Origin of the sequence: Streptomyces sp. A1136, from assembly GCF_004795055.1 — a bacterium.
In the GTDB taxonomy this organism is placed as follows: Bacteria; Actinomycetota; Actinomycetes; order Streptomycetales; family Streptomycetaceae; genus Streptomyces.
The window spans coordinates 243,717-263,399 of the sequence record NZ_SSBJ01000004.1 but is presented as its reverse complement, the minus strand read 5'-3'; the positions used below and the strand labels follow the sequence as shown (position 1 = coordinate 263,399).

At 68.9% G+C, this 19,683-nt stretch carries 18 protein-coding genes; 7 read left to right on the top strand and 11 right to left on the bottom strand.

Going from position 1 to position 19,683, the window contains the following annotated elements; translation table 11 throughout:
• The first annotated feature begins 506 nt into the window (after positions 1-506).
• Positions 507-842, top strand: coding sequence for a hypothetical protein (locus E6R62_RS06055; protein ID WP_136212121.1), 336 nt, complete (start codon positions 507-509; stop codon positions 840-842).
• Between the two features lie 102 nt (positions 843-944).
• On the opposite strand, the gene E6R62_RS06050 is transcribed toward E6R62_RS06055, so the two are convergent.
• Entirely contained in the window at positions 945-1,907 is a 963-nt protein-coding gene (locus tag E6R62_RS06050; protein ID WP_136212119.1) for a GlxA family transcriptional regulator, read from the bottom strand.
• 146 nt (positions 1,908-2,053) lie between these two features.
• On the opposite strand from E6R62_RS06050, the gene E6R62_RS06045 reads away from it, so the two are divergent.
• Positions 2,054-2,950: an NAD-dependent epimerase/dehydratase family protein gene (locus tag E6R62_RS06045; RefSeq protein ID WP_136212118.1), complete on the top strand. Its 897-nt coding sequence runs from the start codon at positions 2,054-2,056 to the stop codon at positions 2,948-2,950.
• A 448-nt stretch (positions 2,951-3,398) separates the two neighbouring features.
• Here the strand turns inward: E6R62_RS06045 and E6R62_RS41675 are convergent, their stop codons facing one another.
• Both E6R62_RS41675 and E6R62_RS06035 read right to left on the bottom strand, forming a co-directional pair.
• On the bottom strand, positions 3,399-3,683 hold the full coding sequence (locus tag E6R62_RS41675) for a hypothetical protein (RefSeq protein ID WP_136212116.1): 285 nt from the start codon (positions 3,681-3,683) through the stop codon (positions 3,399-3,401).
• A gap of 302 nt (positions 3,684-3,985) precedes the next feature.
• Positions 3,986-4,126 (bottom strand): hypothetical protein, encoded by a 141-nt coding sequence (locus E6R62_RS06035; RefSeq protein WP_206308658.1) that lies wholly within the window; start codon positions 4,124-4,126, stop codon positions 3,986-3,988.
• Positions 4,127-4,558: 432 nt separating this feature from the next.
• Here E6R62_RS06035 and E6R62_RS06030 point away from each other — a divergent pair, with 432 nt between their 5' ends.
• Positions 4,559-5,014: a hypothetical protein gene (locus E6R62_RS06030; protein WP_136212114.1), complete on the top strand. Its 456-nt coding sequence runs from the start codon at positions 4,559-4,561 to the stop codon at positions 5,012-5,014.
• Between the two features lie 614 nt (positions 5,015-5,628).
• On the opposite strand, the gene E6R62_RS06025 is transcribed toward E6R62_RS06030, so the two are convergent.
• Complete coding sequence (locus tag E6R62_RS06025; protein WP_168713984.1) at positions 5,629-5,985, bottom strand: darcynin family protein; 357 nt, start codon at positions 5,983-5,985, stop codon at positions 5,629-5,631.
• A 605-nt stretch (positions 5,986-6,590) separates the two neighbouring features.
• On the opposite strand from E6R62_RS06025, the gene E6R62_RS06020 reads away from it, so the two are divergent.
• The 3 genes from E6R62_RS06020 (at position 6,591) to E6R62_RS06010 (ending at position 10,327) form a co-directional block, all read left to right on the top strand.
• The gene (locus tag E6R62_RS06020; RefSeq protein ID WP_240801495.1) at positions 6,591-8,114 is read left to right on the top strand and encodes a serine/threonine-protein kinase; all 1,524 of its coding nucleotides are present in this window, start codon (positions 6,591-6,593) and stop codon (positions 8,112-8,114) included.
• Positions 8,115-8,343: 229 nt separating this feature from the next.
• Positions 8,344-8,910 carry a hypothetical protein gene (locus tag E6R62_RS06015; RefSeq protein WP_136212108.1) on the top strand — a complete coding sequence of 189 codons (567 nt, stop codon included), beginning with the start codon at positions 8,344-8,346 and terminating at the stop codon, positions 8,908-8,910.
• Complete coding sequence (locus E6R62_RS06010) at positions 8,903-10,327, top strand: NAD(P)/FAD-dependent oxidoreductase (RefSeq protein WP_240801494.1); 1,425 nt, start codon at positions 8,903-8,905, stop codon at positions 10,325-10,327. Before E6R62_RS06015 ends, E6R62_RS06010 begins: the two co-directional genes overlap by 8 nt.
• Before the next feature lie 681 nt (positions 10,328-11,008).
• On the opposite strand, the gene E6R62_RS06005 is transcribed toward E6R62_RS06010, so the two are convergent.
• From E6R62_RS06005 to E6R62_RS05975, 7 genes are all read right to left on the bottom strand, one after another.
• A complete protein-coding gene (locus E6R62_RS06005; protein ID WP_136212106.1) occupies positions 11,009-11,794 on the bottom strand; it encodes an enoyl-CoA hydratase/isomerase family protein in 786 nt (261 codons plus the stop codon).
• On the bottom strand, positions 11,791-13,038 hold the full coding sequence (locus E6R62_RS06000; protein ID WP_136212104.1) for a cytochrome P450: 1,248 nt from the start codon (positions 13,036-13,038) through the stop codon (positions 11,791-11,793). Before E6R62_RS06000 ends, E6R62_RS06005 begins: the two co-directional genes overlap by 4 nt.
• 104 nt (positions 13,039-13,142) lie before the next feature.
• Positions 13,143-14,522: a cytochrome P450 gene (locus tag E6R62_RS05995; protein ID WP_136212102.1), complete on the bottom strand. Its 1,380-nt coding sequence runs from the start codon at positions 14,520-14,522 to the stop codon at positions 13,143-13,145.
• 10 nt (positions 14,523-14,532) lie between these two features.
• Positions 14,533-15,093 (bottom strand): ATP/GTP-binding protein, encoded by a 561-nt coding sequence (locus tag E6R62_RS05990; RefSeq protein WP_136212100.1) that lies wholly within the window; start codon positions 15,091-15,093, stop codon positions 14,533-14,535.
• 3 nt (positions 15,094-15,096) lie between these two features.
• Entirely contained in the window at positions 15,097-15,489 is a 393-nt protein-coding gene (locus E6R62_RS05985; RefSeq protein ID WP_136212099.1) for a DUF742 domain-containing protein, read from the bottom strand.
• Entirely contained in the window at positions 15,482-16,324 is an 843-nt protein-coding gene (locus E6R62_RS05980; RefSeq protein WP_240801493.1) for a roadblock/LC7 domain-containing protein, read from the bottom strand. Before E6R62_RS05980 ends, E6R62_RS05985 begins: the two co-directional genes overlap by 8 nt.
• Complete coding sequence (locus tag E6R62_RS05975; RefSeq protein ID WP_136212216.1) at positions 16,321-17,508, bottom strand: ATP-binding protein; 1,188 nt, start codon at positions 17,506-17,508, stop codon at positions 16,321-16,323. The genes E6R62_RS05980 and E6R62_RS05975 overlap by 4 nt, the downstream gene beginning before the upstream one ends.
• 785 nt (positions 17,509-18,293) lie before the next feature.
• Here E6R62_RS05975 and E6R62_RS05970 point away from each other — a divergent pair.
• Entirely contained in the window at positions 18,294-19,436 is a 1,143-nt protein-coding gene (locus E6R62_RS05970; RefSeq protein ID WP_240801492.1) for an SMI1/KNR4 family protein, read from the top strand.
• Positions 19,437-19,683 lie beyond the last annotated feature (247 nt).

The window sequence follows — 19,683 nt, the reverse complement described above, 5'->3', positions numbered from 1 at the left end:
GCATCTGCCGGCGCGGTCGGCCGGCCCACCGGCGCCCCGAACTGCCCTGTCCCAAAGTGGCCGGCGCGGCGGCGTCATCACCGGTGGACCAACCGGACAACCGGTCCTCCCCCTCCGTGTGGTCGACCAGGAGCAGGTGCGGGTCATCGAGCCGGAACCGGCTTGTGGCGCCCCCCGTTGCGACCGGCGCCGGCAAGGCCGCCGGCTGGCCACGGGCACCTCGATCTTGTCGTGGGCAAGCACCAAGCGACCACCGCTGCCCGGCGAGCTGCGGACGCACACCCGTGCCCCGGCCAGAGCCGGGAAGTCGGCGTGGCGGCAGGAAAGTCCTCCAAGACCACAACTCCAGCTCGGAGCTACTGAAGGCGAGCGTGCACGGCGTGCAACCGGTCGTGTGGCGCGGATCGGTCGAGCATTGCCTGAACGTCACGCCCACCAAGTACCGTGACAAACGGACGTGGGTTGAGTAGCCCTGTATGAAGAGCTGCCGAGATGGGGAAGTTGCCATGAGTACGGGCAGATGGCTGCGGGTCTGCCTACAGCGCTACGTCATGACCGCCGCTCTCGGCTGGGTGGCCGCGGCCCTGGTGCTGCCCGTTCTGGGCGACGACCCCTTCTGGGCCTCGTTCGGCGCGGGGCTGGGAGCGGGGCTGATCGCGGTACCGCTCCTGACGGTCGTGACCATGTTCGTACTCGTCCTGCTGGCCGGTCGGCGGTTCGAGCTGGGGCGGCCGGCTGATCGTGCTGCCCCCGACAGGTCCTCCCTGCCGGCCCAGCCGCGGGTCACCACCGCCTCGATCTCCGCCCGCACAGCCGCCAGGTGGCCACCTTCGGCTCGGTGAACTCCCCGGTGCCGGTGTCGACCTGCTCGGGGTGTCGGACACGACCTGTAGCCGCGGCGAGCCCGCCTGTAAAACGCCACGTCCGGGTCAAGTCCCGCACGCTTATCGACCGGTCTTCACGCGCGGGCGGTGGGTGAAGGCGCCGCGGTAGGCGGCTGGGGTCATGCCGATTTGGCGGCTCAGGTGCTGGCGGAGCGACTCGCCGGAGCCGAGGCCGCTGCGGCCGGCCACATGGTCGACGGTGAGGTCGGTGGTCTCCAGTAGCTCGCGGGCCCGCAACAGTCGCTGCTGGAGAAGGTATTGGAACGGGGTCACGCCAGTCTCGGCTGTGAAGCGGCGAGTCAGGGTCCTCACACTGACCTTGGCCTGAGCGGCCAGGTCGTGCAGAGAAATCGGCTGGTCCAGGTGCTGTAGTGCCCAGATTCGGGCCGCGTCCAATGAAGAGTCGGTCTCGGCCGGTAGCGGGGTCTGGACGAACTGCGCCTGCCCGCCATGGCGCACGGGGGTGACGACGGCGGCGCGGGCCGCCGCGTTGGCCACGGCCGCGCCGTAGTCGCTGCCGATCAGGTGCAGGCACAGGTCGATCCCGGCGGCCGAGCCCGCGCCGGTGATGATCGGCCCGTCCTCGGCGAACAGTCGGTCCGCGTCGACGCGGACCGCGGGGTAGGCGCGCTGCAGTTCCTCGGCCAGCGCCCAGTGGGTGGTGGCAACACGGCCGTCGAGGAGTCCGGCCTGTGCGAGGACGAAGGCGCCGCTGCAGATCGAGGCAACGCGCTTGCCCGCGGCGACAGCCTCCCGCAAGACGTCCAGCACGACAGGCTCGGCGTCGTGTCGGCTGGCAGTCGAGGGAACGATCACCGTGTCTGCTGCCGCGACCGCCTGAAGGCCGTGGCGAATCACCACTTCGATACCGCCGGAGGCGGCGACCGTGCCGGGCGCGGCGGTGCACACCGTCACCTCATAGCCGGGGCGTCCCTTGAGTTCGGCGGCGCCGAGCAGTGTCGACGGCATGGACAGGTCGAAGGGCTTGACCGCGGGGACGGCCAGGACAGCGACACGATGCATGGCTAGATCCTTGGATCTCGTGACCTTTAGGCCACTGACCCTACTGTGCGTCCGCACGGCACAGTTGGGCGAGCGGTCGGGCCCCCGCGTACCGCGTTTCCCGTTCCGGGAAGCGTTCCATGCAAGAGGTAGATGGAGAGAACGCCATGGATGAAACAGTCGTCATCGGGGCAGGCGCGACCGGGGTCGAGACCGCCAGGCAACTGGCGGACAGCGGCAAGCGGGTCCGCCTCATCACCCGCAGCGGCAGCGGTCCTGATCACCCCGGAATCGAGCGGATCGCCCTGGACGCGGGCCGTACTGACGAACTGGCCGAGGCACTGGCCGGAGCGACCATGGTTTTCAACGCGGCCATGACCGCCTATCACAGCTGGCCGGAGACCATGCCGCCGTTGTTCGCCTCGATCCTCGCCGCGACCGAGCGGGCCGGAGCCGACTACGTGATGCTCGGCAACCACTACGGCTATCAGCCGACGACGGGGCCGGTCACCGAGCGCACCCCGATGTCCCCGCACACCCGAAAGGGCCGGGTGAGGGCCGAGCTGTGGCGGCAGGCCAAGGCTGCTCACGACGAAGGGCGGCTGCGGGCGACCGAAGTGCGAGCCGGCCAGTACCTGGGGCCGGGCGCGGTTTCCCCGTTCACGCTTCTGGTCGCGCCCCCGGTCCGCGAGGGTGAACTGGCCCTCGTACACGGCAACCCTGATGCGGCGCATTCTTTTTCGTACACGGAGGATGTCGCAGCGGCGTTGGTGGCGGTCAGCGGCGACGAGCGGGCCTGGGGGCGGCCCTGGCACGCTCCGGTCATCACCACGACCCTGCGCCAAGCCGCGACCGACCTCGCCGAACTCCACGGAGCGCCCGAACCGCGGTTGAAGCCGCTCACGGAGCGGGATATGGCGCTGCTGTCCTTCACCGATCCACTCTGGCGGGAGTTCGCCGAGATGAGCTACATGTCCGAGCGCCCGTTCGTCGTGGACGACAGCGATATCCGCGACACCTTCGGACTCAAGTCCTCAACGCTCCGCGAAGCGCTGGCGGCCTAATGCGGCGGTGCCGCCTGGCCGGGACTCCCGGCCAGGCGGCCATTGCCTGGACATGAGGTGTGCGAGGTGCTTCACAGTCGCGCCACGGTGCTGCGCTGCGTAGGCGGGCATGGACCGGCCACGTTCGACGCCGGAACGCATTTCGGCGGATTCGGCCAAAGGGGAGTTCCCGATCGTCTGATCATTGGCGCACGCCTGGGCTGGAACACTCTGGCCACCACACCGCGTCGCCCTCGATCGAGTCGCCCCCCCCGGAAGCGGTCCCGCCACAGGGCGTGGTCGCCCTCGCTGCTTCGGCGCCGCTGAACGGCGCGACGATCCACATCACCGCCACCCCGGCCGGAACCGCTGCACCTCAGCGCAGCGCCCGGCCGGCTCGGCCGCCGCTCAGCGCAGACGCGGCCGCCCCGGCGAACACACCGGGGCGGCCTCTCGGCTTCACGGCAGGTCACTTGATGCGGATCAGGCCGGCGGTCGCGGTGGCGGACTCCATGACGGCGGAGCCGGTGTAGGTGGCGGTGTACCCCAGGCCCAGCAGGACGGAGATGACCGGGCAGGGGCCGGTGCAGGTCGCGGTGCCGGCGGCGTTGGTGACGGCGGTGCACACGGTGGTGTTCCCGACGGTGAACTTGGTCGTGGCGCCGGGGACGGGCTTGCCCGTAGTGGTGTCGATGAGCGTTGCCGCCAGGGTGAGGTTGACGCTCGACTGGCCGGGCGCGATGGACAGCAGCACCGGACCGGCCGTGAGCTTGGTGGTGTCCTTGGAGTAGGTGTACCGGCCGGCGGCCGTGGCAGTGCTGGTGCCGCCGGGGGTGGTGACGGTGATGAGGACGCGTGACCATCACTGTCCCCGGAGCCGTCCCGGCGGCCGCTGTCGAACGACGAGCTGCCCTGCCCAATGGGGGTCTTCCCACCGCCTGGGGCCGGCGGCCGAGGCGGGAACAGCGGCCAAGAGCAGGGCTGCCACAGCAAGTGTGGAGGAAGCCAGGATCCAAATGCCTGACCAACGAGGAGACCGACAGCAGGATGCGCCGGTCATCCGGGCCGCACACCCGGGCCCTGACCAAACCGGGGAACATCCCCCACGTCCACTTCCATGCGCAGCCATTTGAAACGGAGCGAGTGCCGGAACACGCCACCCCGGTCGATCGAGCGGTCGGCGCCGATCTCGGCCATCAGATCGGAGCGGACCAGGCACGCCCCCAAGACGTCACGGCTCCCAGGTCGCGCCGAACGTGACGCCGTTTGGCGTTCCTCCGTTGGAGCCCAGTCGGCAGCATGTCTCTCAGATCTCCCGACGGGCTTTTCGGCCCGACCGCCGCGGGCGCCGCATTCCACGACGTCGCGGCCGGACGCGGCGTCAGACCGCAGCAAGTCCCTCTGGCGTCGCCGCTCACCCGTTCCCCGGCCGTGATCCCGGTGCCGGAGCCGGCCGCCCGGGCTCTCGTCAACTCGGGCCGACCGCCGCGCCGGAGAGTTTCCCTCCCTGACGGAAGAAGTTCAGTACACCATTACCTCGCATACTTGTACGATGTAAAATATCACATCGCACAAGGACGGGTTGAGACCCGTCCCGCACCGACGAAGACACAAGGAGAGCACGTCCCCATGAACCGCTTAGCCCTTCTCGCGGTCGGCGTTGCCGGCCTGACCGTTCTGGCCGCCGGCCCGGCCGCCGCGACCCCCGAGGTCGCCGCCGAGCAGACCGTGACCACCTGTGGGAACTCCGGTCTGCAGGCAGGCTTGCTCACCCGGCTGTGCGCGGAGGTCACCGGTAACGCGGTGCAGTTCTACGGCAAGGTCAGCCTGGCCGGGCCGCCCTCTCCCGGCAGCCCGACGCCCGCCCCGAAGGAGCTGTCCACCATGCTGTCCGCCGAGGTCGTGGGCGCCGGCGGCCCGCCCCTCGCGCAGGACAAGCCGGTCGTCTTCACCACCGCGACACTGGAGGTGCGCGGCCCGGCGACCACCGTCCCTTGTGGCACGACGGTTCGCGGCACGTTCGGCGTGGCCTCCTTCCCCTGGACGCCCCGGCCGGTCGTGCATGAGGTCACCCTCACCTGCTGACGCCCCGCCGCTCGGCGGAGCCGTCACGGTCGGCCCGGCGACTCGCCCGAGCGGGTCGTCGGGCCAATCACCCCGCCTGCGCTGCCCGTAGCCGGCCCCAGGGCCGCTCCACACGGCATCCGGCCCCGCCGGCTCTCGCCTGAGGGCTGCCACCCCTCACCGGATGGCAGCCCTCAACTTCAACGGCCCGCCCACAGGGAGGGCGTGAACGCCACGTCCGTTCCACCGCAGCCGGTGGCGCTGTCGGCCCCGGAGTCCTAGCTCAGACACCAGCCGCAAAGTAGCTCTCGGGTAGCCGGACGAGCCCCGTTTCCCCGTCCTGGGCGTCATCGTGGAGCCGTCGCCCTGCCCGCCGCAGCCCGAGGCCCCAGAGCTGTGATGCGGACCGAACTCGTGCCTCAAGGCGCCCGTTTCACGGACAACCAGATCCGTCCCGGCCTGATGACGTCAACGCGATAGGACCACCACGCACACGGACGACCCCGCCCTCACCGCCTTGTCATCGCCGCACAACGCGACCGTCTTTTGAACGCGCCCACGCTCAACCACCCTGGTGTCCCTCACAAGATCGACAAGACCCTGGCCTGGCTGATCGGGCCGAAGGGCAAGCCGGCTCAGCTGCGCTGGCCGGTTCGACGCTCGTAGTCGGCGAAGCCGTCCTCGACCGTCGGGAGTACCAACTCCACCCGGAAGTAGGGCACGCTCCAGAGAGGGCTGTCGCGAAGACCCTCAAACAGATCGGACCACGAGGTCAGGTCGTTCGTCGTAGCGACGAGAACGTCGGACGGAGCGGCGGCCCATGCTTCAGCGTCGAACCACCGCACCTGGACAGTGTCGTGTTTGTCCAGCAGCGGCCGCACATGCTCGGCGATGATCTGTTGACGCTCAGGGCGCCCCAGCGCGAGCCACGCGGGCAAGGCCGTGAGGTGGACGAATATGGTGAACTGCGGCTGCGGTTGGATGGCACTCATACGTCCCATTGTGGATCAACCAACGTCGGCGAACACGCCCGCTCCGGCGACCGCACGGGGGCCATCGCGCTCGACCGCTCAAGAACATCCCATGAGGCTTTCGCCGAACGGCCGAATCCATGCCTGAACTGCGGAGGACGGCCGCCCCGACCGTCCTCCCCACCCCGGGGTGCCGCTCAGCCGCGCGTGGCGGTGGCCGTGTGTCTCGCGGCCAGGAACGTGCAGCGCATCCGGCCTCCGGGATGCCACTCCATCACCGCGCCCACCAGTCGCCGTGCTCGCCGCCGTGGCGGTGAGGTGCCTGAGGAGCATGTCCGGATCACTGCGGGATGGGGGCGGATCACCCGGCAGTCTCTCAGTACCTGCACGTAGCCTGCCGACATGTCCTACGGCATGGTCCGCGCGCACATCGCCACCTTGCGTGAGGCTCCGTCCGTCGCCTCGCGCGGCCGCCGCCGGTACGACAGGTGACCAGCTGGTCTTGTCGTACGAAGTGGCCAGGCCAAGCCATTACTTGCGCCTGTTGATGCATCGCTCGACGGTGTTGCGCTGCTTGTAGGCGCTGCGGTCGAAGCGAGCAGGTTCGGTGGGCTATGTTGCGGGGCGTGACTGACGATCGTGGACGACTGCTGGTCGGCCGGTACCGGTTGGCGGAACCGCTGGGCCAAGGCGGCATGGGGACCGTCTGGCGGGCCCACGACGAGCAACTCGACCGCGAGGTAGCACTCAAGGAACTCCGCCTCCCCGAGGACCTCGACGCCCCCCGGCGCACGGCATGGATCGACCGCCTCGACCGCGAGGCGCGCGCGGCCGCCAGACTGAAACACCCGGGGGTCATCACCGTCCACGACCGGATAGCCGGCGCCGACGGCCGCCCGTGGATCGTGATGGAACTCGTCCACGGCCACTCGCTGGATGACCTGATCAAGAAGGACGGCCCGCTTCCGCCGACCCGGGTGGCCAGGATAGGCCGACAGATGCTGGACGCGCTGCGCGCCGTGCACGCCACGGGCGTCACCCACCGGGACATCAAGCCCGCCAACGTGCTGCTCGAAGGCGAGCGGGTGGTGCTCACCGACTTCGGGATCGCCGCCGTGGAGGGCGAGCCCGGTCTGACCCGGTCAGGGGCCCTCATGGGGACCCCGGCCTATATGTCCCCCGAGCAGGTGCGCGGTTTCCCGGCGACCGCCGAATCCGACTTGTGGTCCCTGGGCGCGACGCTGTTCACCGCCGTGGAGGGGCACCCGCCATTCAGCGGCTCGGGTTCCTGGGCCGTCTTCGTCGCCGTCGCCACCGAGGAACCTGCCGTCGCCGTCCGCGCCGCGGGACTCGTGCCGCTGCTCATGGGCCTGCTCCGAAAGGACCCGGCCCAGCGCCTCACTGCCGAGGAGGCCTACGACCTGCTCACGGAAGCGGCGGGTGAAGCGGAGTCCTCCCCGGACCCCGCGCCGGCATCCGCGCCCACGCTGCGGCTGGGTGTGGCGCCGGGCGCCGGCCTCGTAGCGGGACGGCCGACCCCACCGCTGCCTGTCCCCGCCCGGCCTCCTGGGCGGTGGCCGTTTGCGTTGGGCGGCGTGGCGGCAGTCGTTGCGGCCGTCCTGCTCACGGTGCTCTGGTGGTTACCCGAGTCCGGATCCCGCGACGATGATGCCGGCCACAACCGCGCGCCCGACGCCACGGCGCCTACCTACCGCTCCTCATCTCCATCCCCGTCTGCCTCCACCGCCGCACCCGCCACAGCCACCCCGTCCAGCCCCACCTTCAGTCCCAGATTCAGCCCCACCGCCAAGCCCACACACACCCCTCTCGACCGCCGAGCCATCGAGCGCGTCTTCGCCGTCTACATGAACGGCCTGGCCGACCACGACATGACCTCCCTACGCCGAGGCACCTGCCCCCGGCTGCGGGCAGGGCTGCTCGGATTCGCCCTCAACGGCTACTTTGTGGGCCGTTGGGAACTCCAGCCCTACGAGATCCCACCGAACATGGACCAGCTCAGCGTCGAAGCGAAGATCACCCGGCGGGACCCCGAGACCGGGCAACTCGCAGGCGACGTCCTCAACCAATGGATCATCGAGCGGGATTCGGACCAGCAGTACTACGTATGCGGCTGGCTCAACGAGGAGTGACCCGGCCGCGCCACAGGACAGTGCCGGGGAACGTTCGACTCGCCTATGACCTGGGGGCCGCGGCTGAGGGACTGGAACCACACCGGCGTCTGGCAACAGCTTCGACGAGCGCTTGGCTTGGTCACTTCCCAGGACAGCGTTCATCGATGCGTTGACGGCAGTCGGCGATCGGCGAGCCTGCGGAGCCTCGGGGCGCTTCCGGTCTCGCTCTTCGAGCAGCACACGCCTCATGTCTGAAAACATTGCAAGGCCGACCGGTTTAGGTTCGTTCGGGCAACACTTGTTGCTTCTTTCTATCCTCGGCTTGTTGCGTTGCTTACGCTTTCGGTTCATGACCCCCACCTCTTTTGATGAGGTCCACCCCCGGGAAGGCGCCGGCTCCCTTGGCGCCGGGCAGCGCTTGATCGAACTGCGGCACCCGGACGGTGGGCCCGGGTATACCGACGTCGGGGTCGCAGCAGGAGCCGGCATCAGTCCTCAGTACGCAAGAAATCTCAAGAACGGCAACTCCGTGTCGGGGCCGGCTCCGGCCATGAGGTGGGCGGCATTCTTCTGCCTCGCGAACGTGGATTACTTCGTCATGCACGGCAGCCATGCGCCTGTGACCGCTGTCGAACAGCGGCCGGCGGAGCTTGAGAGGGCCCACGCGACGGCCAGGAACCTGCGCCCCGACCTGGCACCCGACCGAAATGCCCTGGTCCTCGTATCGCGTTCCGTCCAGAGCGAGCAGGTCGCGTACTCCGAGAGACGCACATCCGCGCTGGAGTCACCCGTTAATGGATCTCTCGATGTCTGACGCAAGGGAAACACGCCGCGTCGTCATACTGGGGACGAGCCTGACGGGGATGCTGGCTGCCGCCGCATTGGCGCCTCACGCTGACGAAGTGATCATCATGGACCGGGATGATCTGCCCGATGGGCCGATGTCCCGGCCGGGACTCCCTCAAGCCCACCACGCTCATCTGCTCTGGTCAGGCGGAGAAGAAGCCATGGAGCAAATCGCTCCGGGGATGCAGCAGTTGCTGATTCAAGCCGGTGCGCGGTACGTGCCCATGCCCGGCAGTCTCCTTACGCTCACGCCTCACGGCTGGGTCCCACGCACCGGCGCCCCTATGCAGCATCAGATCGTCTGCTCCCGAGACTTCCTGGATGCCACTGCCCGTGGCCACCTCCTCAAGGGGGTCACCGTGCGCTCACGTGTCTATGCGGAAGCACTGACAGGAACCCCGAAGCGCATCACGGGCGTGCGGGTACGTGATCTGGAAACGAAGAAGACGGAGGATGTCTCCGCCACCCTCGTTGTCGACGCGACAGGTCGCAAGAGCCACGCCGCTCGATGGCTTGAGGAAATCGGCTTGCCGGCTGTTGTCGAGTCAATCGTCGATCCCGGTCTGGTGTATGCCAGCCGTTGGTTCCGAGCACCCGACGGTGCGGAAGAGTATCCCGTCATCAGCCTGCAGCCCGATCCGGGCCTGGGTAAACCCGGCCGCATCGCGACGCTCGTCCCGGTGGAAGGCGGTCGCTGGCTTGTGACCCTGGCCGGTACCCTCGGTGCCCAGCCCAGTGCTGATACGGCTGCCTTCGAGTCGTTCGCACGGTCCGCCGCCCACCCGCTCGTCGCTGACCTGATCGCGCGAGCAGAGCCGCTGTCGGATGTCCGCCTCTATCGGAACTGCCGTAATCACCGCAGGTACTTCGAGCGGTTGAAGCCGTGGCCCGCAGGCATCGTCGTGCTCGGCGACGCCGTCGTCTCGACCAACCCGATATACGGTCAGGGCATGACCATGGCTGCCCAAATGGTCCTGGCTATGCGGACCGCTCTGCTTCGCCACGGCCTTGCAGACCCAGACTTCAGCAGCACCGTCCAGCGCCGGATCGGCCGAGTCGTCCAAGCACCCTGGGACATCACCACAGGCCAGGACATCCGGTTCCCAGGCGCCACGGGCCCTCGCGCTTCCCTTGCCGGTCGTCTGACCCACCGATACGTCGACCGCCTCAGCAGCACCGCAATGAGCCGTCCCAAGGCGACGAAAGCCCTCTTCGATGTGATGTCGCTGGCCGAGCCACCCACCAGACTCTTTCGACCCGACACCGTATGGGAGGTCATCAAGGGGCCGGCCGGCCCCGCTCTCGGCAAACCTCCGATGACGGACGCCGAGCGCGCCTACTGCAGTCCACTGTCTGCTTCCATCCGCACGCGACCCGAGGCATAACCGGCTCACAGTGACCGGAGATTCGGAGCCGGCGCCGGATCGGGACACCTGAGGCACCGGCCGGAGACATGGGGTCAGAGCCCGGCGAGCTCGTGCGGGCCGCTCTGCTCGCGCGCGCAACGCCGGTCCGGTCGTGGCGGGGTTCGGTCTGGCTGAACGCGTACCGCCCCCTGCGGTGGGGCACCAACCTGCCGGGAGTCAGAGTGAGCCCGCCTTCGGGCTCACACCACTGCCTCGGTCTCGGGATGAGAGGTATGGAACGGGTCGCCGCTTCGCCTCTCCTGTTCTCGGCGCCGGCCGTCGGTGCAACTGGCCTCGCCCCTCGGACAGGTCGTATGCAGGAGACGGCGCCGGGAAAGCGCTGGGAGAGCGTCTCAGCCGCGTTGGTCGAGACGCTCTGGCCAGGTTCCCGGTCAGCTCCCCATGCCGAACGGAGCGGGTCGGTGGGAAGCCGAGTACCAACGGCTCCGAGGCCCGGGTGTCGGGCAGGTGGGCCCCAAGATGGCGAGCGCGGTCGGCAGACCGTCGCGGTCACCGATCAGGTCAAGCTCGTCCGGGACGACCGGGCACAGCCAGGACCAGATCCGGTCCCGGCTCCGCCGGGCGAAGCGCCGTTACGCCCTCTGCCGGCAGCTTCCGAGAATCGGCGGTGCGCCGGGTGCCCGAAGGGGCCTCGGAGGATCAGGCCCTGGCGTGCTGGTGGAGAGTGGCCGCCAGGAGATGGGAGTCGAGCAGGGAGACGTCTGCCGTCCTGTCCGCCCGTGCGTAGCCGGCCAGCATCCGTTTGGTCAGGACGAGCGCCTCGGGCGAGCGTCGGACCAGAGGCCTGGTCCAGGAATCGATCACCTTGTCCAGCCGGTCGAGCGGGGCGGTCCGGTGGAGCAGGCCGATGCGGTGGGCCGTGTCGGCGTCGAAGACGTCGCAGGTGAGCATGAGCTCGCGAATCCTGGAGGCGCCGACCTCGGAGACCAGGCGTCCCATCGCCCCGCCCCACGCCGGCGGGAGTCCGATGCCTACCTCCGGCATACGGAAGCGGCTGTCGTCCGCCCCGGCGCGCAGATCGCAGAAGGAGGCGAGGGCGAGACCGGCGCCGACGACCCGCCCGTGCAGCCGGGCGATGGTGACCGCGTGGGTGTTCTCCAGGGCCTGGCACAGGCGGTGCGCCTTGTCGGCGATGCGCCGCAGGCTTGCTCCGGACGGATCGGCGGCCAGCGCCTCCTGGTACTCGTTGCGGTCGGCGCCCAGGCAGAAGTCCGTACCCCGCGACGACAGCGTCAGGATCCGGACGTCGGGTCTCTCGTGGAGGTCGTCGAGCAGGGCGGTGAGGTCGTCTAGGGCTGCGGAGTCCAACGTGTCGTCCTGCCCCCAGGGGTTGAGGCTGACATGCAGTACGGGGCCGTCCTGCTCGACGTCTATCGTCTTCGGAGCGGTCCGGGCGTGTACGGGGGCGGGGGTGGTTTCGGTCATGCGAGCGCTACGTCCAGGTTCAGCAGGCGCCGGAACGCCACACGGGGCGCCATCGACGGGGGGCGTACGAGGGTGAGGCGGGGAAGGCGCCGGATCAGTTGGCGCAGCAGGGTCTGGGCTTCGAGGCGGGCCAGTGGCGCGCCGAGGCAGTAGTGGATGCCGCCGCTGAACGCGAGGTGGCCGGGTGTGCGTCCGGGGTCGAAGCGGTCCGGGTCCTCGTGTCTGGCCGGGTCCCGGTGCGCCGCTCCGACCATGAGGTGGACCATGTCGTCGCGGCGGATCTCGATGCCCCCCAGCACGCAGTCCTGCGAGGCGACCCTGCTGATCACGTGGGTGGGCGGGTCGTAGCGCAGCGTCTCCTCGACGAACCCGGGCACGAGGTCCGGGTTGTCGGCGATCAACCCCCACCGCTCCGGGCTCTCGACGAGCCGGAGCGTCATCGTCGAGAGGAGGGTCGCGGTGGTTTCCAGGGCGGCCAGCAGAACGAACAACACCAGGAAGTAGACCGCCTCGTCGGCCTTGTCCCGGTCGGGCTCGATCGCGTCCCACGTCTGGATCCACCGGGTGATTGGGTCGTCACCGGGGTGCGAGCGCCGATCACGCACCAGGTCGGTGAAGTAGGTGCGGAGTTCGGCCGTGGCCGCGTCGGACAGTGCCAGTTGACTGGCCGAGGGCAGCAGCTCCTGGGTGAAGACCTGATCGTGGGTCAGCTGCCGCAGCCTGGGCCAGTCCGCCTGCGGCAGCCCGAGCCAGTCACCTATGGTGGCAACCGGCAGTTCCTCGCAGACGAGCTGCGAGATGTCCGCCTCGCCGGTGCGTATTCGCTCCGTGAAGGCGTCGAGAAGCCGATCCGCCGTCCGGTTCACCTGCCGGCCGATGCGCTCCATGGTGCCTCGGTCGAACGTGCCCGCCGCCCGTCGCACCTTGGTGTGGTCCGGCGGGTTGAGTGCGGCGAGCGTGTTGCTCATCTCGCGTGAGGAGGGCGCGTTCCAGCGTGTCCCGGGCCCCTGGCGTTCTCGCCATTCCTTGTCGGGCTCGAGCCATTGGCGGCTGCGCAGAATTCCGTCGCAGGCGGCGAAGCCCGTCACGACGGAGCCGCCCCAGGGCGCGGGCACCACCTCGCCGCGTGCCAGGAGTTCGGCGTATATCGGGAAGGGATTGGCCTGACCTGCGGCCGTCCGCAGCCGGGAGAAGAGCGAGGCGGACGCCCGGCGGTCGTACGACGGCGTCGTGGCGAAAACCATGATGGCGGCTCCTTTCTGAGAACCAGCCGCCATGCATACCCACATGATCGTTGCAGCATCCACTACCACTGAGTACTCAGGAGGTTACTAGAATCACACTTGCGTCACTCTCCCCTGGTCCATGCCAGGAAGCGGCTGAACAAGCCACCCTTGGGCTGGGGCGCGACACCGGCGTTCGTGCGCGAGGGTCCGGTGCTGGGGGGCGTGGGGGTGGCCGTATGTTGCCGGGGGGTCTGGCCCACGTTCGATCCCGTCGCCTCGGGCGTTCCGGTCACGGCCCTCGGGGTGAAACGGATCGGGAGGGTGACCAGGGTGCGGCTCCACGGACTCGGCGCCCAGGTGAGCGCCTTGAACGGGACACGCATCTCCACGTCGAGGAGCTGGTTCAGCAGTGCCTCGACTGCAGTCACGGTGATCATGAAGGCGGGGTCCTTGGCCGGGCAGGCGTGTGGGCCCGCTCCGAACGCCAAGTGCGCCTTGGCGCTCAGGTGTTCGCGGTGTTCGGTGAGCTTGGGGTCGGTGTTGGCCGCGGCGAACGAGATCAGGACCGGGTCGTTGGCCCGGATCAGCCTGTCGCCGAACTCGATGTCGTGAGTCGGGTAGTGGGCCGCGTAGTTGGCGATCGGCGCGTAGTTCCACAGGGTCTGCGAGACCGCGTCCTCGACCGGGAGGCCGACCTGCCAGTCCTCTCCGAGGTACAGGGCGCTGCTGGTGCCGATGGCCGCCGTCAGGGGAGCCGTCCCGCCGGAGAGCAGGGTGACCAGTTGGTGCAGCACCTCCTCGTCGCTCAGCTGGGCCGGGTGCTCCATCAGACGCGTGGTCAGGTCGGCTGTCGGGCGCCGCCGCTTGAGGGCAATCAGCTCGTTGAGCGCCCCGCCGAGCACCTCGTCGGCCCCGGGCGTTCCCTCGAAGATGCCGCTGATACCGGCGATCACGCGGTCGCCGATCTCGGGCGGACAGCCGAACAGCTCGCTGAAGACCAGCAGGGGTAGCGGCTGGGCGTACTCGGCCATCAACTCCGCCTGGCCGCGGACGCCGGAACTGAATTGGCTGATGAGGTAGTTGGCGGACTGTTGTGTCTGCCTGATGAGCTGGTGCTCGTTGACGGTGGCGAGGCTGTCGGTGACGGCGGCACGCAGACGGGCGTGTGCCGCGCCATCGCTGAAGAGGGCGTTGGGGCGGTATCCCAACATCGGCAGTGCGGGGCTGTCGGCCGGGACGCGCCCTTCGTTGAGGGCGTTCCAGCGGCGGGAGTCGCGCACGAAGGAGGCGGGGTTCTGCAGGACGTACAGAGCGGCGTCGTAGCTGGTGACGAGTTCGGCCTGGACGTCGGGGGCGATGTCCACGGGCGCACTTGGACCGTACGAACGCAGCTGTGCGTAGTGGCTGTCGGGGTCGGCTCCGAAGGAGGGGCCGTACATCTGGACGTTCCCGTGCGCGGGGCAGCCGGGGGGTATCTTCTGCGGGTCGAGTGGCTGTTGCATTCCTGCGCTCCTAGCCGAGTTGGGACATGAGGTGTTTCACGAGGAGGATGAGGGCCTGCGCCGAGGAGTTCTCGTCCCGGACGTCGCACTCCACGACAGGTGTCTCGGCGGTGAGGTTCAGGGCCTCGCGCACCTCGTCGAGCGGGTACCGCGTGGTGCCCTCGAAATGGTTCACGGCGATGGCGTACGTCAGGCCGAAACGTTCGACGAGGTCCAGGACGGGGAAGGACTCGTGCAGTCGTTCCGGGTCGACCAGGACCAGTGCCCCCAGAGCGCCGCGGGAGAGCTCCTCCCACATCTCCTTGAAGCGCTCTTGGCCGGGCGTTCCGAAGAGGTAGAGCACCAGGGTGTCGCTGAGGGTGAGCCGGCCGAAGTCCATGGCAACGGTGGTGGTCTTCTTGTCGGGCGTGCCCGACAGATCATCGAAGCCCACGCTGGCCTCGGTGATCTCCTCCTCGGTCCGTAGTGGCTCGATCTCGGAGAGACTGCCGATGCAGGTGGTCTTGCCGACCCCGAAGTGCCCCACTATGAGGATCTTCACCGCGTGGGAGACATCTGGATCCAGGTACACGCGTTACGCTCCGAATCGATTCTTCAGGCCTTCAAGCACAGCGCTGACCAGTTCTCTGTCGACACGTTCGGCGCGCGGTATCGGTGTCCGCGTGAGGATGAGACCGTCGTCCTCCAACTGCGCCAGCAGGATGCGGACGATGCCCAGGGGCAGGTGCGTGTGCCCTGCCACCTCGGCCACTGACAGGAAGCCGTCTGCCACCAGGTCCAGGACCTGTCCCGCTTCCGGGGACAGCGTGCGCGCCGCGACCTGTCCGTTCTCCGCCGCCGCCGAAACGAGCGTCGTGTGCTCGTACTCGTGATCCGGGGGCAGCGCCCGTCCGTTTGTGATCACGAAGAGGGGGACTAACGGAGATGTCAGTTCCAGATCTTCATCCGGTGTGGGCCCGTCAGGCATGGCCTGTTCCCTTCCCCGACGTCGCCCCCGCCGTCAGGCGGGGAACCGCCCCGTGCAGACGCGTGGTGAACTCCTCGATGTCGCAGTCGTGTTCGGCGGCAGCGGCCAGGAAGGCATCGGGGCCGGCCGCCATCAGGAAGATCCAGCCGTGCTGGAACTCGATGACCGTCTGCCGCCATTCCGCGTCCTCGACGACCCCAGCGAACTGGGACGTGACCCGGCTGTAGGCGTGGATGCCCGTCATGGCCGCCGAGATGGTGTCCGCGAGGTCGCGGCTCATCCCGTTGGTCGCCCCGCGAGGGAGGCCGTCCGAACCCAGCAGCACCGCGTGGCGGGCCCCCTCGACCTCGGCCACCACCCGGTCGAGCTCGCCGAGGACGAATCCCGCGTCCCCCGTGCCCGGCCGGCGGGGGGCGCTCGCCCGTGCGTCTCTGCCGTCCTCGGCGTTCACCCTCGGCGGCGAGGTGAGGTTGTTGCCCAGCCGGGCGACAAGACGGTGCATGCGGAAGGAGATCTGCTGCATGTCCACATCGGGCGCGGCTGCGGCGGCGAGGTAGGAGCCCTCCCCCGCCCCGATCAGGAAGATCCAGCCGTGCGAGAACTCGATGACGGTCTGGTTCCACTGCCGGTCCTCCTCCGGACCGGCGAAGTGGGCCGTCGCCCGGCTGAGCGACTGCATCCCGGCCATGGCCGCGGAGATGGTGCGCACGTCTTTCTCGGCCAAGCCTTCCGTCGAGCCGCGAGGAAGGCCGTCCGCGGACAGCAGGACGGCGTGCCGTGCCCGGGGCACGTTGTGCACGATGTCCTCAAGCATCCACGACAGGTCTGCGGTCATGCGTGTTCGGGCCCTTCGAGCGAGTTGGCGTCAAGATTGCGACCGGAGAGCGTGCCGCGCTGGAAGGCCCCCAGACCGCGCTGGGAGGGGCGGCCCGTCTCCCCCGTGGCCCGCGGCGCCGGCGAGTGCGTATCCGGATCGGGGACGCTCACGATGGGCGCCTGGCGTGCGCCGCGCTTCGGAAGACCGTGAATCGTGCGCGACGTCGCGGTCTGGGGCCGGCTCTCGGGGACACGCCGGATGTCGCTGACGGGAGCCTCCTGCGCGGGCGGAATCTCTTCCACGGTCCAGAGCTCCTCGGGCAAGAGGACGACGGCCCTGACGCCGCCGTACCGGGAGACTCCGGTGACGTCCACCCTGAAACCGTGCTGACGCGCGATCAGGCCGACGACCGGGAAACCGAACTTCGGCTGGCTCCCGAGCTGCGACAGACGGGGGGCGACTTCTCCGGAGAGCAGCGCGGTGGCCCGCTGCCGATCTTCGTCGTTCATGCTGACACCCGCGTCGTCGATGACGATGCACAGGTTGTTCTGGACGCGCTGGAACGTCACCTCGATGGGCGCGTCGTGCTGCGAGAAGCTTGCGGCGTTGTCGAGCAGCTCCGCCACGGCGAGGGCGACAGGCGCGACCGCGGACGCCTTCAGGGCGAGACCGGTCTGCTGCATGATCGCGACCCGGTGGAAGTTGCGGATCTGGCCCTGGGCGCTGCGCACCACGTCGTAGACGCTGGCGGGCTTGTTGCGACGGCCGAGAGGCGCACCGCACATGACGGCGATGCCCTGAGCCTTGCGCGCCATCTGGGCGTTGGCGTGGTTGACGTCCAACAGGTCGCTGAGGACGGCGTGCCCGCCGTACTTGCGCTGGATGCCGTCCAGAAGTGTCGTCTGCTCGGCCGCGAGGCTCTGCAGGAGGCTGGCGGCAGCCTTGAGGACGGCCTTGGTGTTCTCCTCCGCCGCGTCCTTGGCTTCGCGGAGCGTGGCGTCCTGCTCGCTGCGGAACCTGTGCAGCTCGGCGCGTGACGCGTGCAGATGACTGTCCATCACGACTAACTGCTGCCGCAGTTCGGCCTCGATCTGCTGCTTTTTCGCCCCCAGCGCTCTGTTGCGGGCGACGAGTGCCGCAACCGCGGCGACGGCTATCCCCGCCACCGCAACCAAGCACCACACAAGTGCGTCTCGATTCATGGAAACCTTTCTCGGCGCATGACATGCGGACGGCTGCAGATACACCCAACGAGGTCCCGCAACACGGCTGATCGGGCACTCCCCACCTGCGGTTGCCCGGCGGGATGCCACCGATCGCCGATCAGCATCTGCGTCAAAATGGATCAAGATCACAGATGCGGGGATGCTATCACCCGGATCTGCGCCCTCTCGACGTGCGCACTGGCCGCCCCATACGGTCAACCCGGCTACGACAGCGCCGGGTTGACGTGGCCTTTCGATCTCGCGTCCGCCATCGGGCACCACCCTGGCCACCGATCCTCAAGCAGTTCTTCACAGGAGGGGTGACAATTCCTCACATCGATCTGAGGCGCCGTCAATCGAACCTCCATGCGCCTCACAGGCAGGCCACGCCGCCCCGGCTCACCGGTAGCGGGGCAATCCTGCGCCCTCCCCCATCGGCGGACATCGTGGCGTGATAGTGCCGTCGAAGCCGGTGACTCGTCTGGAGCGGTGCGCCGCCGCCAAGGCCCTTACGTACGATATCTGCCTCCATGGGGGCGTCACCGGGCCGGCGCAGCCATCGCTGACCGTGGCCAGGCCCGGACAGTGACGGACGTCGCCCGCGCCTCGCCGCGATCCACGCGCCGTCGGCCACGCGCGGCACGCCCACTCGCGCCCGATTTCCGCGCAGCTCACCGAGACGTAAGAATCCGCCGAGCACATGGCGCACGCCGGAAGGACGTCAATTGACATCGGACATCAGCACATTCACTACACCCTCGACAGGGCGTCCGCCCTCCCCCGTGCCCATCGACTGGGCGGCGATCGAGGACTGGCTCGGACTACGGCTGCCGGCCGACTACAAACGACTCGCCGACCGTTACGGGCCGCTGGACTTCGGTGAGTACGTGTGGATCCACGTGCCATGCCTCCAGCGGGACGGCTTCGACTACGGCGAGTGGCTGCGCGAGACGCACCGGGAGGCGCGGATCGAGACGCGGGAGCTGCCCGAGGCCGAGCGGGCCGTGATCCACCCCGAGCCCGGCGGCTTGTTGGCCTGGGGCTGCACGCGGGGCGGCGACGTGCTGTTCTGGGACACCTCGGCCTCGGAGGACCCCGACGAGTGGACTGTGGTGGTGCGTCACTCGGGGGCGGTGCCGGGCAGCGGCCTACTCCGCCGGCACCGGTACGACCTGACGCTCACCGGCTATCGTCGGCACACCGTCCGGGACACCTGGGAGCTCCCTGCCCCACCCGGGCCGCTGATGGGCCCGCTGCCGGACACCGTCGCGCGGACCGCCTTCCTTCCCGACGCCGAGCCGTGGACCCCGCCCGCGCCGGTCCCGCCCCGGCTCACGGAGGCCGAACGCCGGGTCGCTCTGGAGACCGGCACCGGACTGGACGCGCTGCGGCTGCTGTCGCCGCCGCCCGAGCGGCCATACCTCGGCGGCGGCTCCTGGGAGCGGCTCTTCACCGAACTGGGCACACAGCTGCCCGGTGAGTACGTGCGACTGATGGACGCGTACGGCGCCGGCATCTGGAGCGGTTGGCTGCGTTTCCACAGCCCGCTCCGGACCGGCGAGCGGCGTTTCCTCACACACGTCGAGGACACCGTCGACGCCTACCGACAACTCAAGGAAGGCCACGCCGCGTGGCACCCGTTGGCCACCTGGCCCCAACCCGGCGGCTTCCTCCCCTTCGCCAACTCCATCGACGGCGACTACCTCGGCTGGCTCACCGAGGGCCGGGATCCCGACACTTGGCCGCTGATCGTTTGGCCCCGCCATGCGGACCAGGGTCCGCCACTGGAGGGCGGCCTGATCGACACCCTCCTCGACTGGCAGCGCGGCACACTGGTCGCGCATGGTTTCGCCACCCTGGACGAGGACGACGATCCCGTCGAGTTCGCGGAATTCCTGTCCTGGGACGACGGCGCCTATTGGTGACCGGTAAGAGCGGCTCACACATCGAGGTCGCCGACTACGGGGCGAGGGGTGGCTCCGGTGTCGAGCATGACGTGATGCCGGTGGCGCCGGATTTCCCAGCGTGGTGCTCCGGCCGCGATACCCGACGAGATAGCGGCTGGTCAGGAGCCTACGTCCAGACCTCGCCGCTGCATGAGAAGGAGAGCCTGGGCCCTGCCATCGCCTGCGGAAGCGGTCTTCCGGGGTGGCTGCGTCGGCGAAGAGCTCG

What these genes read in the sequence shown, in the direction of transcription:
- E6R62_RS06010 (WP_240801494.1), top strand. Translation starts at nt 8,903, where the DNA reads ATGTCTGACGCAAGGGAAACACGCCGCGTCGTCATACTGGGGACGAGC.
- E6R62_RS06000 (WP_136212104.1), bottom strand. Translation starts at nt 13,038, where the DNA reads ATGGTTTTCGCCACGACGCCGTCGTACGACCGCCGGGCGTCCGCCTCG.
- E6R62_RS06025 (WP_168713984.1), bottom strand. Translation starts at nt 5,985, where the DNA reads ATGAGTGCCATCCAACCGCAGCCGCAGTTCACCATATTCGTCCACCTC.
- E6R62_RS06015 (WP_136212108.1), top strand. Translation starts at nt 8,344, where the DNA reads ATGTCTGAAAACATTGCAAGGCCGACCGGTTTAGGTTCGTTCGGGCAA.
- E6R62_RS05985 (WP_136212099.1), bottom strand. Translation starts at nt 15,489, where the DNA reads ATGCCTGACGGGCCCACACCGGATGAAGATCTGGAACTGACATCTCCG.
- E6R62_RS05980 (WP_240801493.1), bottom strand. Translation starts at nt 16,324, where the DNA reads ATGACCGCAGACCTGTCGTGGATGCTTGAGGACATCGTGCACAACGTG.
- E6R62_RS06055 (WP_136212121.1), top strand. Translation starts at nt 507, where the DNA reads ATGAGTACGGGCAGATGGCTGCGGGTCTGCCTACAGCGCTACGTCATG.
- E6R62_RS06035 (WP_206308658.1), bottom strand. Translation starts at nt 4,126, where the DNA reads ATGGCCGAGATCGGCGCCGACCGCTCGATCGACCGGGGTGGCGTGTTC.
- E6R62_RS06030 (WP_136212114.1), top strand. Translation starts at nt 4,559, where the DNA reads ATGAACCGCTTAGCCCTTCTCGCGGTCGGCGTTGCCGGCCTGACCGTT.
- E6R62_RS05995 (WP_136212102.1), bottom strand. Translation starts at nt 14,522, where the DNA reads ATGCAACAGCCACTCGACCCGCAGAAGATACCCCCCGGCTGCCCCGCG.
- E6R62_RS06050 (WP_136212119.1), bottom strand. Translation starts at nt 1,907, where the DNA reads ATGCATCGTGTCGCTGTCCTGGCCGTCCCCGCGGTCAAGCCCTTCGAC.
- E6R62_RS06045 (WP_136212118.1), top strand. Translation starts at nt 2,054, where the DNA reads ATGGATGAAACAGTCGTCATCGGGGCAGGCGCGACCGGGGTCGAGACC.
- E6R62_RS05975 (WP_136212216.1), bottom strand. Translation starts at nt 17,508, where the DNA reads ATGAATCGAGACGCACTTGTGTGGTGCTTGGTTGCGGTGGCGGGGATA.
- E6R62_RS06005 (WP_136212106.1), bottom strand. Translation starts at nt 11,794, where the DNA reads ATGACCGAAACCACCCCCGCCCCCGTACACGCCCGGACCGCTCCGAAG.